General features: G+C 35.8%; 13 protein-coding genes. 7 read left to right on the top strand and 6 right to left on the bottom strand.

The annotated features are described in order from the left end of the window. Window positions 1-94: 94 nt before the first annotated feature. Genes miaB through lnt form a run of 5 tightly spaced genes read left to right on the top strand, consistent with a single transcriptional unit; the run spans window position 95 to window position 5,589 of the window. The gene (miaB, locus tag PSA_RS07195; protein WP_042146011.1) at window positions 95-1,528 is read left to right on the top strand and encodes a tRNA (N6-isopentenyl adenosine(37)-C2)-methylthiotransferase MiaB; all 1,434 of its coding nucleotides are present in this window, start codon (window positions 95-97) and stop codon (window positions 1,526-1,528) included. A 58-nt stretch (window positions 1,529-1,586) separates the two neighbouring features. After that, window positions 1,587-2,639, top strand: coding sequence for a PhoH family protein (locus PSA_RS07190; protein ID WP_042146013.1), 1,053 nt, complete (start codon window positions 1,587-1,589; stop codon window positions 2,637-2,639). Then, window positions 2,632-3,087, top strand: a complete 456-nt coding sequence (gene ybeY, locus PSA_RS07185) for an rRNA maturation RNase YbeY (protein WP_042146015.1) — start codon at window positions 2,632-2,634, stop codon at window positions 3,085-3,087. The genes PSA_RS07190 and ybeY overlap by 8 nt, the downstream gene beginning before the upstream one ends. A gap of 58 nt (window positions 3,088-3,145) precedes the next feature. Further along, entirely contained in the window at window positions 3,146-4,018 is an 873-nt protein-coding gene (gene corC, locus PSA_RS07180; protein WP_042146017.1) for a CNNM family magnesium/cobalt transport protein CorC, read from the top strand. A 59-nt stretch (window positions 4,019-4,077) separates the two neighbouring features. Then, window positions 4,078-5,589, top strand: a complete 1,512-nt coding sequence (gene lnt / locus PSA_RS07175) for an apolipoprotein N-acyltransferase (protein WP_231665227.1) — start codon at window positions 4,078-4,080, stop codon at window positions 5,587-5,589. 154 nt (window positions 5,590-5,743) lie between these two features. On the opposite strand, the gene rlmM is transcribed toward lnt, so the two are convergent. From rlmM to PSA_RS07155, 4 genes are all read right to left on the bottom strand, one after another. Next, entirely contained in the window at window positions 5,744-6,862 is a 1,119-nt protein-coding gene (rlmM, locus tag PSA_RS07170) for a 23S rRNA (cytidine(2498)-2'-O)-methyltransferase RlmM (protein ID WP_042146020.1), read from the bottom strand. A 171-nt stretch (window positions 6,863-7,033) separates the two neighbouring features. After that, window positions 7,034-7,396 carry a DUF423 domain-containing protein gene (locus tag PSA_RS07165; protein WP_042146021.1) on the bottom strand — a complete coding sequence of 121 codons (363 nt, stop codon included), beginning with the start codon at window positions 7,394-7,396 and terminating at the stop codon, window positions 7,034-7,036. Next, entirely contained in the window at window positions 7,393-8,043 is a 651-nt protein-coding gene (locus PSA_RS07160) for an alpha/beta family hydrolase (RefSeq protein ID WP_042146023.1), read from the bottom strand. Before PSA_RS07160 ends, PSA_RS07165 begins: the two co-directional genes overlap by 4 nt. Before the next feature lie 10 nt (window positions 8,044-8,053). Next, entirely contained in the window at window positions 8,054-8,947 is an 894-nt protein-coding gene (locus PSA_RS07155) for a transcriptional regulator GcvA (protein ID WP_042146024.1), read from the bottom strand. A gap of 215 nt (window positions 8,948-9,162) precedes the next feature. Here PSA_RS07155 and PSA_RS07150 point away from each other — a divergent pair, with 215 nt between their 5' ends. After that, on the top strand, window positions 9,163-9,441 hold the full coding sequence (locus PSA_RS07150) for a hypothetical protein (protein WP_042146026.1): 279 nt from the start codon (window positions 9,163-9,165) through the stop codon (window positions 9,439-9,441). Between the two features lie 81 nt (window positions 9,442-9,522). Here PSA_RS07150 and PSA_RS07145 read toward each other — a convergent pair whose 3' ends face one another. After that, complete coding sequence (locus tag PSA_RS07145) at window positions 9,523-10,575, bottom strand: efflux RND transporter periplasmic adaptor subunit (RefSeq protein ID WP_052380017.1); 1,053 nt, start codon at window positions 10,573-10,575, stop codon at window positions 9,523-9,525. An 8-nt stretch (window positions 10,576-10,583) separates the two neighbouring features. After that, window positions 10,584-13,712: an efflux RND transporter permease subunit gene (locus PSA_RS07140; RefSeq protein WP_042146028.1), complete on the bottom strand. Its 3,129-nt coding sequence runs from the start codon at window positions 13,710-13,712 to the stop codon at window positions 10,584-10,586. A 335-nt stretch (window positions 13,713-14,047) separates the two neighbouring features. Here PSA_RS07140 and sstT point away from each other — a divergent pair, with 335 nt between their 5' ends. Further along, entirely contained in the window at window positions 14,048-15,250 is a 1,203-nt protein-coding gene (gene sstT, locus PSA_RS07135; protein ID WP_042146030.1) for a serine/threonine transporter SstT, read from the top strand. Window positions 15,251-15,316 lie beyond the last annotated feature (66 nt).

Here is a 15,316-nt window from a genome sequence, read left to right as displayed (position 1 = left end):
CTTATTCCTGATCTGAAAATCATAACAATAAGGGCGTTAAAAGTTGCAACAAATTGCAGCTATAATCACCAAAGCACGAGGCAAGAGAAACACTATGGGTAAGAAGCTACATATCAAAACCTGGGGTTGTCAGATGAACGAATATGACTCTCAGAAAATGGCTGAATTATTAGATGCAACAAACGGTTATTCACTAACTGATGAAGCAACAGAAGCCGATGTAATTCTACTTAATACTTGTTCTATTCGTGAAAAAGCGCAAGAAAAAGTATTTCACCAGCTTGGTCGTTGGAAATTATTAAAAGACGACAAACCTGATCTTGTTATTGGTGTTGGTGGTTGTGTTGCTTCTCAAGAAGGCGATACGATTCGCAAACGTGCACCATTTGTTGATGTGATTTTTGGTCCACAAACATTACACCGTTTACCTGAAATGATTAAACAAGTTCAAACAGACGCAGGTTCTGTTATTGATATTTCATTTCCTGAAGTTGAAAAGTTTGACCGTTTACCGGAACCTGTAGCCGAAGGCCCTAGTGCATTTGTTTCTATCATGGAAGGCTGTTCTAAATACTGTACTTTCTGTGTTGTACCTTATACGCGTGGTGAAGAAGTTAGTCGTCCATTAGATGACGTGTTATTAGAAGTTGCACAACTTGCTGAGCAAGGCGTACGTGAAGTTAATTTACTTGGTCAAAATGTAAATGCTTACCGTGGTGATACGCACAATGGTGAAATTTGTTATTTCTCTGACCTTTTACGTTACGTTGCTGCAATTGATGGCATAGACAGAATTCGTTATACCACTTCGCATCCGGTAGAGTTTACACCAGATATTATTGAAGCATATAAAGATGTACCAGAATTAGTTGATCACTTACATTTACCAGTTCAAAGTGGGTCAGACAGAATTTTAGCACTAATGAAGCGGAGCCATACTGCTATTGAATATAAATCAACAATTAGAGCACTACGTAAAGTTCGCCCTAATTTATGTATGTCTTCAGATTTCATAATTGGTTTCCCTGGTGAAACACAAGCTGACTTTGAAGCAACAATGAAACTAATTAGTGATATTGGTTACGATATGAGCTTTAGTTTTATTTACAGTGCCCGCCCAGGTACACCTGCTGCAGATTTACCAGATGACGTAACAGAAAAAGAAAAGAAAGAGCGTTTATATTTATTACAAAACCGTATTACGCAAATGGCGCAAGATATCAGCCGTAAAATGTTTAATACTGAACAACGTATTTTGGTTGAAGGCCCTTCTAAAAAGAATCCAATGGAATTACGCGGTCGTACTGAAAATAACCGTGTAGTTAACTTTGAAGGCCCACACTCTACAATTGGCCAATTTGTAGATGTGCGCATTACAGAAGCATTACCAAATTCTTTACGTGGTGAATTATTACGTACAGAGGCTGAAATGGATTTACGTAAAGATGTTGCGCCAGCTGATATTTTAAATAAAGCACCCGCAACAGTAGAAGTTAATGAAATAGGTGTAGCTACTTTTACACCATAATTAACCACTCAATATAGAAATGCCTGTAAATGCAGGCATTTTCTTCAAGGATTGCATTTTGAGCAACAAATTAAAAACTTCAGAAATATATTTAGAACCTTCCGACAATCAAAGACTCAGTTCACTTTTAGGCCCTTTTGACGACAATATAAAGCAAATAGAACGTCGTTTAGGCCTTGAAATTGCCCACCGCGAAAATCATTTTCGCATAACAGGCAAACATAAAAATGTTCAAGCAGGTTTAGATTTATTAAAGAACCTTTATGTTGAAACTGCACCAATCCAAGGTGTTGTTAAAGAAATTGAACCAGAACTCATACATTTATGCATACAAGAAGCGAACTGTTTAGAGCAAGAGCAAGCTAAAAGTAATTACATTAGCGATGCCTATATAAAAACAAGAAAAGGCGTTATTAAACCGCGTAATCCAAATCAAAACTTATATATTTCTAATATTGTTAATCATGATATTTGTTTTGGTATTGGCCCTGCTGGTACGGGTAAAACCTATTTAGCTGTTGCAGCTGCTGTTGATGCATTAGAACGCCAAGAAATTCGTCGTATTTTGTTAACGCGCCCGGCTGTTGAAGCCGGTGAAAAATTAGGTTTTTTGCCTGGTGATTTAACGCAAAAAATAGATCCGTATTTACGCCCATTATATGATGCACTTTTTGAAATGTTAGGCTTTGAAAAAGTCGAACGTTTAATAGAAAAAAAGGTCATAGAAATAGCACCGCTTGCTTATATGCGTGGTCGTACTTTAAATGATGCGTTTATTATTTTAGATGAAAGCCAAAATACTACTGTTGAACAAATGAAAATGTTCTTAACACGTATTGGTTTTAATTCTAAAGCAGTTATTACAGGTGATATTACGCAAGTTGATTTACCTCGTGGTGCGCGCTCAGGTTTACGTCATTCAATTGAAGTATTATCTGAAGTAAATGAAATCAGCTTCAACTTTTTTGAAGCCAAAGATGTTGTACGTCATCCAGTTGTTGGCCGTATCGTAATGGCTTATGAAGCACATGATGAAGTTGAACGTAAACGTGCTTTAGCTAAAAAAGAGCAGTATATAATTAAACAAGCACAAGAAGTTAAAAATGATTGATCTGGATTTACAAATTGCTTGCGAATTTGATGATTTACCTAGTGAAGCACAATTTTCACTTTGGGCAAATACGGCATTAAAAAACTTAAAGCCTGATGCTGAAATGACAATACGTATTTCAGACGCTCAAGAAAGCCAGCAATTAAACTCTGAGTATCGCTCCAAGGACAAACCAACAAATGTTTTATCATTTGAATTTGAAGCACCTTCTGGTATAGATTTACCTTTAATAGGTGATTTAGTCATTTGTCCTGAAATCGTAAAAAAAGAATCAATTGAACAAGAAAAAACATTTCATAATCATTTTGCCCATATGGTTGTTCATGGATGCTTGCATTTATTAGGTTTTGACCATATAGATAAAGATGAAGCGAATGAAATGGAAAGCTTAGAAAAACAAATCTTATCGAGTCTAGCTATTGACGACCCTTATAGAGATGATGTTTAATTCACTTTCACTATAAAAAAGTGATTAATTTTAATACTACGGAGCTAAATAAAAGCGTATGAGCGACGACAACTCGCCGAGTAACCAGGGTTCTTCAAGCAAAACATGGTTAGGGGCAATTGCCCAAATGTTTCAAGGAGAACCCCAAAGTAAAAAAGAATTAGTAGAAGTAATAGAAGATGCCCAGCATCGTGAACTTATTGATTCTGACACTCAAAAAATGATCAAAGGTGTATTAGGTGTATCTGAACTTAAAGTTCGTGACATCATGATACCGCGTTCACAGATGATCACTCTAGATGTAGAAAAACCACTAGCTGATTTATTACCGCTTATGGTTGAAGCATCACATTCACGCTTCCCGGTTATATCTGAAGATAAAGACCATATTGAAGGCATTTTATTAGCAAAAGATTTATTGCCTTTAATATTAAAAGATCATGACGAGTTACCGCCTTTAACGGATCATTTACGCCCTGCTATCGTAGTTCCAGAAAGCAAAAGACTTGATACCTTATTAGATGAATTTAGACAAAAACGCTATCATATGGCCATTGTGGTTGATGAATATGGCGGCGTTTCTGGCTTAGTTACCATTGAAGATATTTTAGAAATTATCGTTGGCGAAATCGAAGATGAGCACGATGAAGAAGAAATAGAAGATATTAAGCAACTAGCTAAACATGTTTATTTGGTCCAAGCATTAACGCCTCTTGATGAGTTTAATGAATACTTTAGTGTTGAATTTAATACCGATGAAGCCGATACCATAGGCGGCATTGTATTACACGCATTTGGTCATATGCCAGAAAAAGGCGAAACCATTGATGTTAATGGTATCCAATTTAAAATAGCAAATTCTGATAATAGACGTATAGGTCAATTACAGATCACTGTACCAAAAAAATTGGAAGTTGAAGCGACCTCTTGATCACCTTCAATAAAAAGCAAATGGTTAAAAGCGCACTGTCATTTTTATCGGGTGTGCTTATGACATTAAGTTATGCCCCTTATAATTTATGGCCATTGGCTTTTATTTGCATTGCCATCCTGCTTTTTAATGCAAAACCAACTGAAACCTCAACAGCTAAAGATTCAACCAAACAGGGTTTTTTATTTGGTTTAGGTTGGTTTGGTGCAGGGATCAGTTGGGTACATGTTGCCATCGCTGATTTTGGAGGCTTGCCATTAATTGTTTCATTAATACTCATGTTGATTTTATGTGCTTACTTAGCGATTTATCCTGCTTTAGCATTTGGGCTGAGTACAAAACTTCTTCAAAGGAACATTAAAAATATTCAGACAAACGTAAAAAATGATTATTTATGGTTTGGCTGCTTATTACCTTTATTCATTATAATGGAAGCACTCAGAGCAACTATGCTCACTGGTTTCCCATGGTTATCATTAGGATATATTTTAACTGATAGCCCATTCAATACACTCTCTCCTATTATTGGTGAATTTGGTTTAAGCATTATTGTGTTAATCATTTCATTTAGTTTACTGTTATTAATAAACAAGAAGTACTGGCAAGCACTCGCTGCCACAAGCTGTGTTTTATCTGGTTTATATTTTACAGCACCTTTATTCAACCAACTCGAACATCAAGAAGAAGATATAAAAGTTCTGCTAGTTCAAGGAAATATTCAACAAAGCCTCAAATGGAACCCAGATCAAGCTTGGCCTACGATGCAAAAGTATCAAGATCTTACACGTAAAAATTGGGATGTAGATCTAGTTGTTTGGCCAGAGGCGGCGATTCCAGAAATAGAAACTTATGCTTACCGATTTTTATCTAATCTTGATAATGCAGCAATATTTAATAATGCAGCTTTGATCACAGGCATTGTTGATTATCAAAGAGATACCAAGACCGTATTTAATAACCTAATAGTTGTAGGTAAAAAGGAAGCTGATAGCACAGCTGGCCAGTATGAATATTTACATAAAAACCGCTATACCAAACATAAACTATTGCCTATCGGTGAGTTTGTACCATTTGAAGATTTTTTAAGGCCACTCGCACCATTATTTAACTTAGCGATGTCATCTTTTACCCCAGGTGAGCCAATTCAAAAAAACTTATTAGCTAATGGTTTAAATATATTGCCAGCAAACTGTTTTGAAATTGTATTTTCAAACTATCTGAGAGCCAATCAACAAGATAATACAGATGTTTTATTAACAGTGAGTAATGATGCTTGGTTTGGTGATTCTCACGGCCCTCATCAACATATGCAAATTGCACGTATGCGCTCACAAGAATTAGGCTTGCCATTATTACGTGTTACCAACAATGGCATAACAGCTGTATACGACCCTTTAAGCCATAAACAAGAGTCATCAAAGCAATTCGAAACTAATGTGCTTAAAACACAATTTAACAAGATATCTGGCACTACTTTTTATTCAAAGCATGGCAACACTCCATTTTGGATAGCCCTCATTACATTATTTATCAGCGCATTAACCATAACCTTAAAAAGGGGTCGGAGTTAATTACCCTCAATTCAGTTTGAAAAACACCTAACCTGACATACTTAAAATAAAAAACCTATATATTTCAGTCTATTATCATCAACAATAAAAAAGGGGTCGGAGTGAATTAAATTTAATTCACTCCGACCCCTTTTTAGACCCTTTTTTATTGTGTTTATCGTTTTAGATGTTTTGGTATATCTGTTACTTGTAGGTTTACTGTGATTTCTTCACGGTCATGGTATAAATGTTTTGCCTGCAATTTATATTCAATGCCATATTTTTTAAGTTCAGTTCGAATTAAACTTAAATTTTCATATACGCTATCAAAGCGTTTTTTCATTGGCAGTTTTAAGTTAAAGATAAGTTCTGTTACATAACCGTTCACAACCCAATCTAGCATCAATCTTGTAACTTTAGATGGCTTTTCTACCATATCACATACTAACCAATCTATATTCTTTTTCTCTGGGCGAAACTTAAAGCCATCTTCAGTAAAGTGGCGTACTTGACCTGTATCCATTAACGATTCAGCCATAGGGCCGTTATCTATTGCTTGAACAAACATACCCCTACGAACCAGTTGATATGTCCAACCGCCAGGACAAGCACCTAAATCAACTGCATTCATGCTTGGTTTGATACGCGCTTCTTTTTCATCATCAGGAACAAAAAATATAAATGCTTCATCTAATTTTAAAGTAGAGCGACTTGGCGCTGCACCTGGCATTTTTAATCTAGGAATCCCCATAAAGAATGCAGAGTTATTATTAGTATGAGAATAACCAACATAAGCAACTGAGCTTGATAAAAGCAATACATGCATTATAGGGCGTTTTTTAGCTGAATTGCTTATAGCGCCTTTTTTATCATCTATTAAAAGATTCTTTTTGATCAGTTTATGTTTTAAAGGCACAGATAGTTTTTTACAGAATCTCAGTAATTCTTTGCCTTCATTCGTATCAGGGGTTTCAACACGTAATTCACTGCAAAGTTTAATGTCAGCAGCAAACTGCTCTGTGGCTTCAACAAGCGGCGTTACACGATCTTCATCCGGCATATTTTCAACTAAAGTTGCTGCAAACCACTGTCTTGCAAATACCATTTGTGTAAATGGCACATTTTTAATTATTTTATCAGCATGACCTTGTTCAAAGCACTGAAAAATAACAAACCCACTTTGAGGTTTTGTTTTTACAAAGCCTGCGACATTTTGTTGTGCTGCTTGATGGGTGATCTCGGCTGCGGCATCACTTTCAAAACCAATACGACAGTAAATAACAATACAATTCATTAAAAATTAAACCCTAAAATATAAAACTTTCCCAAAACTAATTAATACTGCAATAAAAACATCTATATTTGGGAAATTTTTATTACTATAGCTTCGCTATGATTAAAATATAAATGCGCTCTTATTTTGACTAAGAACGCATTTTGATATTTCAATAAAATAAATAAACAACTATGTGCGATAAATTTGAACAACAAATAAAATCCAGCCAATTATAAAACATAATCCACCTAATGGTGTTATTGGACCAAACCATTTCACGCCTGTTAGTGCTAAAGCATATAAACTGCCACTAAAAAGCAGTGTGCCTATAACCAAAAAACCAGACGCCCAATTAAGTGGCACACCTTGTTTGGCAACAATTGCAAATAAAATCAAAGCTAAAGCATGATACATCTGATAAGTCACACCAGTTTGAAAAGTCACAATAGCTTGCTCTGAAATTTTACTTTTTAAACCATGTGCTGCAAATGCACCTAAAATTACGCTTAACGCAGCAAAAAGACCACCTAACATTAAATATACTTTAATCATGATAGCTGCTCATCAATAAAGCTAAGCGCAATATCGGCTGCACTTGCCCAGTTTTGTTCTTGTGTAAAACCTGACTTTTTTCTTGGAACCAAAGAGTGATCACCATCTGGTATCCAAGTTAGCTGCACATTATCGCATAAATCCATTGCCGACACCTCAGCTTCAGTACCAAAGGAATCTCTTTGTCCTTGTATAACTTTTAATATGCAATTTAAATCAGGAAAATGCGAAGTTCTTAATTTTTCTGGTTTACCAGGTGGGTGAAAAGGGTAACCAAATGCAATTATACCTTTAACAGCAGATATTGCTTCATGTGATAAATAAGCTTCATCGCTGACTATCATTGATGCCATTCTCCCACCCATAGACTTACCGCCTACAAACAAAGGTAATTCACTTTCTTTAACGGCTTGAGCTAATACTTTATCAAAATAAGCTAATAACTTAACTGCACGCTCTGGCGGCCTTCTTTTACCTTCTGCTTTTATTTTTTGCATATATTCAAAATTAAATAAACCTACGCTTATTTTTTTTTCAGACAGCATTTGTGCCATTTTTTGCATAAATTCAGAATCCATACCTGCACCGGCACCGTGTGCAAATATAAACTGTGCTTTTGCATTATCTGCTTTGTACCATTGAATCATTAAAACTTTCCTAATTTTGTTCTTGTGCTACTAAATCTAACATCCAATCTTTGAAAGACACGATTTTACCGAGCTCTGATTGCGACTCTCTAAAAACCAAATAAAATGCATTTTTACTTTCTAGATAATGACTAAAAGGAATCACTAAACGGCCTGCATCAATATCTGGTTTAGCTAATACACTGTTACCTAAAGCAACACCTTGACCATGAACAGCCGCTTGTAAAACCATAGATGAATGACTAAAGATCGGACCTTGATTCACTTTGATATCTCGTACACCTGCTGTTTTCATCCAGGTTTTCCAATTCCTACGTGTCATATCATGTAAAAGTACATGTTTTTGCAAATCTGCTGGGGTATTCATAGGGATTGAACTATTTAACAGCATAGGGCTACATAATGGCACCATATACTCAGTGTGTAACTTATGAGTCTCTATGCCGCTCCAATTACCCCTGCCATAATAAATAGCAACATCAACATCATCGGTTAACGAGTTTTCATCTTGATCTTGTGCTTTGATCCTTACATCAATATCGGGATGCGCTTCATTAAATAAATTAAGCCTAGGTACTAACCATTGAATAGCAAAACTAGGAGTTAAACTTACAGTTAAAGAACCCTTAGCACCACGCGCTAATAGCTTTTCTGTCGCATCAATTAATTGAGTGAAAATATCACGAATATCTAAAAAGTAACCTTGACCTTCTTCGGTCAATAATAGAGAGCGATTTTTACGTAGAAATAACTTTAAACCTAAGTGTTCTTCTAAGGTTTTTATTTGATGACTAACAGCAGCTTGCGTTACAAATAACTCATCTGCTGCTTTTGTAAAACTGAGGTTTCGTGCCGCAGCTTCAAATGCCTTTAACGCATTTAATGGGGGTAACCTTCTAGACATGACAACCTTATGAAAGATGCATTAGTTTTTCTAATCTATTCGCATTATAAATGATCGTTTTTAAATTACAAACCAAACGGTTATTATTTACCCGACCTTAAGGAACACCTTACAACCAAAGGAACTGAAGGTAAGAATTTAAAATTGATTTTAACTTTGAATATATTTATGCCCTCAACCTGCATAACTATTTCTATTCAATACCGAGGTATATTATGAAAAATTTAACAGCTAGCATCGCAATACTCGCAATCACTTTATTTAGTGCAAATGTTTTTGCAGCACAAACACAAAGTGAAATAAAAGAACAGTTAAAAAATGAAGTAACAGCTCAAATTAAAAACGTTATTGTAGTACAACTAAACGATTCATTTAATGCGCAATCTTTTGCACCTAAATTAACATTGGGAAAGGTTAATATGCAATGGGCATTAGCAAAAAATACAGTAACGCAACCAAATACAGGTATTAAAGCAACAGAACTATCTGAATAAATGAATTATTTGCATTTATCAGCCAACCAAAATGAAAAAAGGAAGCTAAGCTTCCTTTTTAAAATGCGATTCTAATTAGTATTAGTTCACCACAACAAACTGACCATCAGTTAAGCGTTCAGCACCTCTAACAGCCACTTTATCACCTTCAATCAAGTCACCTTGTATTGCAACACGCTCTAAACTGCCTAACCCCACTTTTACTAACAATTTATGTGCTTTGTTCTCATTGTCGACTTTTATCACATAAGTGCCATCTTTTCTTAAAATTAATGCATCTCTATGAACTGTTAATTTTGCCAAGTTATTTTGAGTTGGTACTGTCACAGTGACTAACTGCCCCGCTGCCCAATAATTATTTATCTCTTGTGGGATCTTAATTCTCACCTCAAATGTTTGTGAGCGAGGATCTGCACTTGGAATTTTTGCTATAATTGGTGCTTCTATTTCTTTACCGTTTGCGAATATTTTTAAAAGATTGCCTTTACTGATATACGCTAAATATTTTATCGGTACAAAAACGCGTACTTCTAAGTTTTCTGTATCAAGTAATTTAAGCAAAGTATCACTTCTACTCACATCTGTGCCCGCACGTGTGAGTCTTTGCGTAATTACACCTTCAAATGGTGCTATTACTGTTGCACGATTAATTTGATCTTCAATTTGCTGTAATTTTAATTGTGCAATTTCAATATCGGTTTGCGCTAATTCATATTGAGATCGGGTTTGATCTAATTGAAATTGTGATGTCGAATTTGTTTTACGTAGTTTTTGCAGTCTATCCCATTCATTTTTAAGATAAGCCAAATTGATGTTTGCACGCTTAATTTGTGCTTTTTGCTCTGCAAGCTTTAATTTTAATGGCAATAAATCCATTTTGACTAAAGTATCTCCGGGATTTACATGCGTACCAGGCTCAGCAAGCCATTCTAAACGACCATTGATCCCAGCTGTGATCTGAATATGAGAGCGACTATGCAAAGTACCCATTAAATCTGTCGTTGCTGGTAATGAAATACTTGTTACTGTATCTAATTTTACAGGACTTGCAGGCGTATCTTGTGCGTTTGTAGAAATAGCTAATAACGCTATACTACTGGCTAGTAACCCTTTAACTAATTTTTTGGTACACATACTGACTCCTAGCTAGCCTGTTGATGTAACGAATTTAAATCCGCAACTTTATTATCTGATTTATTTAATGAGCTATCTTGATTTGAACTCGATAAGTTTTTCCCTAACTGTAATAAACAAGGGAATAATAATAAGGTGAAAATTGCACTAATACTCATACCGCCAACAATAACGGTAGCTAACCCGCGGTATATTTCACTTCCAACACCTGGCATTAACATAAGTGGCAACATGCCAAATAAGCTAGTTAATGTACTCATGTATACTGGTCTTGCACGAATACTCACAGCTTGTGCTACTGCATCTGTACGAGATAAACCTTGCTTTTGCGCTTCCCGTGTTTGATCTACTAATAAAATGGCATTATTAACTACTAGGCCAAGTAAAATAATGAAACCTATCATAGTTAATAAATCTAGTGACTGGTAAGTAAATAGATTTAATATATATAGACCAATTACCCCACCAGCAACCGCTAAAGGCATTACCAAAAGTACTAGCAAACTATCTTTTGCAGACTTAAATAAAGCTGTCATTAATAAAAACAAAATCAATAAAGCTAAAGCAAAATTTTGCAACATATCATTAATTGCATTAGCCATTTTATTTGCATTGCCACTTAATAGAATTGAAGCATCATTTGGTAAATTTTCATTCATTTTTGGAATGATTTTTTCGTTGATCATCACTAGTGCTTCTTCTAATGACATATCAGCCGGCGGTGATACTTGTAAACTAATAGTACGTTTACCATCAACCCTTCTAAGTTGTGTTGGACCTGCTGTTCTCGTTAAAGTTGTTAATTCACCAATTGTTTGAACACCCGCTAACGGCGAATAAATAGGGAATGATGCAAGCTCATCGGGAGTCTTCCATTTTTCACCGCGTAAAATCACATTAACCCTATCGTTACCATCAAAGTATTCACTAATAAATAAACCACTGGTATAAGCTCTCACTGCATTTGCTACATCTCTTCTTGTGAGCCCAGCTTGCGTGATCCTTTGATCATTGGGTATTAAATTAAGCTCAGGCTCAGTAAGATTTAAGCTTGGAATAGGGAAAGCGGTTGTGCCTGTCATATTTTCATTAATGGCATCTATACCTGTTTGTGCCACTTGCATTAAACTTTCAATATCAGAACCATTAATATCAATATCTATTGTACGGCCATTACCTGAGCCCGAGACATTGATCATAGAGCCTCTAAATAAAAATATTTGTGTATCAGGTAATCCTGCAAGCACTTTATTTCTAATAACATCCATAAGCTCTTCTACCCGCCTTGGATCATCAGAATAGATAAAACCACCGGTTGCGCCAGCACCGTAAGAGAAGAAGTTATAACTTTTAATCTTAGGCTCTTGTTCACCCGATAAATAAGGTGCTAAACGTTCTTTTACTAAAGAAGCAGTTTCTTTTTCAATAGATTCCACATTGCCACCCGGTGGCATATTAAAACTCATAAAAAAACCATCTGTAGGTGCCCTTGGCATAAAATCTGTTTTTGGCATTAACATGACACTTGCCACAACAGAACCACCTAATAAGATTGCTATCCAAGAAAAGCGTTTAGCTGTTGTATTGGTAACTTTCATTACAAAGCTTGCCAGGTTTTGCCAATAAGCTTTATAAGGATCTATTTCTTCTTTTGTATTTAACCAATACTTACTCGCAATAGGTAAAACGGTTACTGCCGATACAAATGATGCTATTACCGCGATAGATAAAGTAAGAGCTAAATCTGAAAATAACTGGCCCTCAATGCCAGCCATAAACAAGATCGGTAAAAATATCGCTACACTGGTTGCTGTTGAGGCAAATAAAGCGCCTGTCACTTGAAGTGCACCGCGCATTACAGCTTTCGATGTATCTAACCCCTGACTTCTAAGCCTTACGATATTTTCTTGGACAATAATGGCGGCATCAAGTACCAAACCCACAGAGAAAGCTAAGCCAGCTAAAGAAATTACATTTAAGCTACGATCAAAAATACTTAATGCTGCAAACGACACCATAAGCGAAACAGGTATTGTCATAGCAATAATTAAAGTTGTTTTTATACCCCTTAAAAATAACCAAAGAATAATCAATGCCAAAAGCACACCTAAACCTAAATTATTTTGTACTAGTTTTAAGGCATTTCGAATATGCACAGAGGCATCAAAACTTAGATCTATGGTTAAACCCGCTGCAGCCATAGGGCCAGCATTGAGCTCTTTTATTGCGATATTAATTTCATCTAATAAGGCAACTGTATTGGCATCATTTTGGCGCTTTAAAGTGAAGTAATATGAAGGCTGGCCATTTCTTAAATTAAAAGCAAATTTATCGACTAAGGTATTTTCAACTGTTGCTACATCTTTTAAATAAATAGGACGCTCACCACTATAACCTATGATCATATCGGTTAAATTACCAATATTGTACTGACCAGAAAAACGAACCGTATATTGACGGCGACCAACATTGGCAATACCACCTGATACGTCACTGGCTCTGGCAATGGTTGAGCTAATATCAGCAATGCTTAGCCCTAGGGAGGCTGCTCTTAACGCATCAAAGGTAATTCTAAGCTCTCTTGGTCTATGGCTAGCTAAATTAACTTGCCCCATACCAGGGATACGAGCAAATCGTGGTTTTACCACATCTTCAATCAACTTTTGATATTGACCTAAATCTTGAGCCGGATTTGAAGGTAAAGTTTTTATCATTAATGATGCAGTATTGGGGCCGCCTCGTCCACCACCAGCTGAAATTACAGGCTCTATCGCATCTAATGGTAATGGAGGAGCTTGGTTTAGATTATTAATCACATCTAACATAGCTTTTTGCATATCAGCACCGACATCAAATGTTAGTGAAATATTGCCAAAACCACGTTGAATATTAGTTGTTACTTTAGTGACACTTTGGGTATTTTTAACGACGTTTTCTATAGGTTCTATTATCACCGATTCCATTTCAGAGGGTGCAGCACTTCGCCAACCAGTTGAAATGGTAATTTGAGGTTGCTCTATATCTGGGGTAAGTTGCAGTGGTAATTTAAAAACACTTATGACGCCAAAAACCATCACTAAAGCGACTATTACGATAATAGCGGCAGGATTTTTTAAGGCCGAACGCGTTAAGTTCATTTTTTTATTCTCAATTTTAGCCAGTTGATTCCCTTATTTTATTATAAGCTTTGTACACAGTTCCTCTAGAGAACTTACGTTAAACAGCAATAATTTCACGTTAGAAACGAATTTTGAAACACCTTGTTACAGCTCGAAATCTTGAGCAACAATATTTAATCTGGGCTTCGAATAAGAGAATAAAATTTATTTTCGATGACTAAACAAAAAGGCAAGATAAGCTTGATGGTAAAATAACTTTAACTCTGGGTTTTTAATAACTACTGGACACAGTGCGCGCTTAGGTGGTAAAAACCTGACCTAATATTGAAATATAATAATAATTAAGGTCTGTTATGACAGCTTTTTTAAAAAAATTACAATCAACCAGTCTGGTTAGTCAAATTATAGTCGCTATTATTTTGGGCTGTCTTTTGGCTGTTGCATCACCCGAAACCGCTAAATCATTCTCTATGTTAGGTGGTTTATTTGTTAGCGCATTAAAAGCCGTTGCGCCTATATTAGTATTAGTATTGGTAGCCTCTTCAATCGCGAATCAAAAAGTAGATAGCGACGCTAATTTAAAGCCTATTGTCGGTCTTTATTTAATTGGTACATTAAGCGCTGCATTTGTAGCTGTTGTAATGAGCTTTTTATTTCCAACTCAACTGACGCTTGATTTAGCAGGCGCAACAGCAAACCCACCGCAAGGCTTATCTGAAGTCTTAACAACACTAGCTTTTAAAGTAGTAGATAATCCAATTAATGCCGTAGCTACGGGTAACTTTATTGGTATTTTAGCTTGGGGATTAGGGTTAGGTTTTGCATTAAAACGTGCCAGTGAGTCATCTAAAATAATGGTTCATGACTTAGCTGATGCGGTTTCTAGTATCGTTAAAACAGTTATTAAGTTTGCACCTTTAGGTATATTTGGTTTAGTTGCCAATACAATTGCAACAACTGGTTTTTCTGCATTAGCTGAGTTTAGCCATTTAGTATTTGTATTAGTAAGCTCCATGCTAATTATTGCGCTGATTGTTAATCCTTTAATTGTATATATCGTGACACGTAAAAACCCATACCCATTAGTATTAACTTGTTTAAAAGATTCAGGTATTACTGCTTTCTTTACAAGAAGTTCAGCTGCAAACATTCCTGTAAATATGGCTTTATGTAAAAAACTAGATTTACATGAAGATACTTACTCTTTATCAATTCCACTAGGCGCTACGATTAATATGGCTGGCGCAGCAATTACCATTACTGTACTTACTTTAGCTGCTGCTAATACCTTAAATATTGAAGTTGATATTGCAACGGCTATTTTATTAAGTGTGATTGCATCTGTATCTGCTTGTGGTGCATCAGGTGTTGCAGGCGGTTCTTTATTATTAATACCTTTAGCTTGTAGCTTATTTGGTATTGATACTGATATTGCAATGCAAGTAGTTGCTATCGGCTTTATTATTGGTGTGATCCAAGATTCAGCGGAAACGGCATTAAATAGCTCTACGGATGTTGTATTCTCTGCAGCTGCTTCTCATCACGCAACTAAATAGTAAAAGTTACAGTAAAATAGTAACTGAGAAATAAAAAGAGCAGCTATTTAGCTGCTCTTTTGCTTT

The organism is Pseudoalteromonas sp. '520P1 No. 423', from assembly GCF_001269985.1.
GTDB lineage: Bacteria > Pseudomonadota > Gammaproteobacteria > Enterobacterales > Alteromonadaceae > Pseudoalteromonas.
Note: the sequence above shows the minus strand (reverse complement) of the source record. Positions and strands in the feature narration are given on the sequence as shown.

Excerpts from the sequence above, each read along its gene's own strand:
- PSA_RS07155 (WP_042146024.1), bottom strand. The coding sequence starts at position 8,947 with ATGTCTAGAAGGTTACCCCCATTAAATGCGTTAAAGGCATTTGAAGCT.
- PSA_RS07145 (WP_052380017.1), bottom strand. The coding sequence starts at position 10,575 with ATGTGTACCAAAAAATTAGTTAAAGGGTTACTAGCCAGTAGTATAGCG.
- PSA_RS07165 (WP_042146021.1), bottom strand. The coding sequence starts at position 7,396 with ATGATTAAAGTATATTTAATGTTAGGTGGTCTTTTTGCTGCGTTAAGC.
- PSA_RS07150 (WP_042146026.1), top strand. The coding sequence starts at position 9,163 with ATGAAAAATTTAACAGCTAGCATCGCAATACTCGCAATCACTTTATTT.
- lnt (WP_231665227.1), top strand. The coding sequence starts at position 4,078 with ATGACATTAAGTTATGCCCCTTATAATTTATGGCCATTGGCTTTTATT.
- rlmM (WP_042146020.1), bottom strand. The coding sequence starts at position 6,862 with ATGAATTGTATTGTTATTTACTGTCGTATTGGTTTTGAAAGTGATGCC.
- sstT (WP_042146030.1), top strand. The coding sequence starts at position 14,048 with ATGACAGCTTTTTTAAAAAAATTACAATCAACCAGTCTGGTTAGTCAA.
- PSA_RS07160 (WP_042146023.1), bottom strand. The coding sequence starts at position 8,043 with ATGATTCAATGGTACAAAGCAGATAATGCAAAAGCACAGTTTATATTT.
- ybeY (WP_042146015.1), top strand. The coding sequence starts at position 2,632 with ATGATTGATCTGGATTTACAAATTGCTTGCGAATTTGATGATTTACCT.
- miaB (WP_042146011.1), top strand. The coding sequence starts at position 95 with ATGGGTAAGAAGCTACATATCAAAACCTGGGGTTGTCAGATGAACGAA.
- corC (WP_042146017.1), top strand. The coding sequence starts at position 3,146 with ATGAGCGACGACAACTCGCCGAGTAACCAGGGTTCTTCAAGCAAAACA.
- PSA_RS07140 (WP_042146028.1), bottom strand. The coding sequence starts at position 13,712 with ATGAACTTAACGCGTTCGGCCTTAAAAAATCCTGCCGCTATTATCGTA.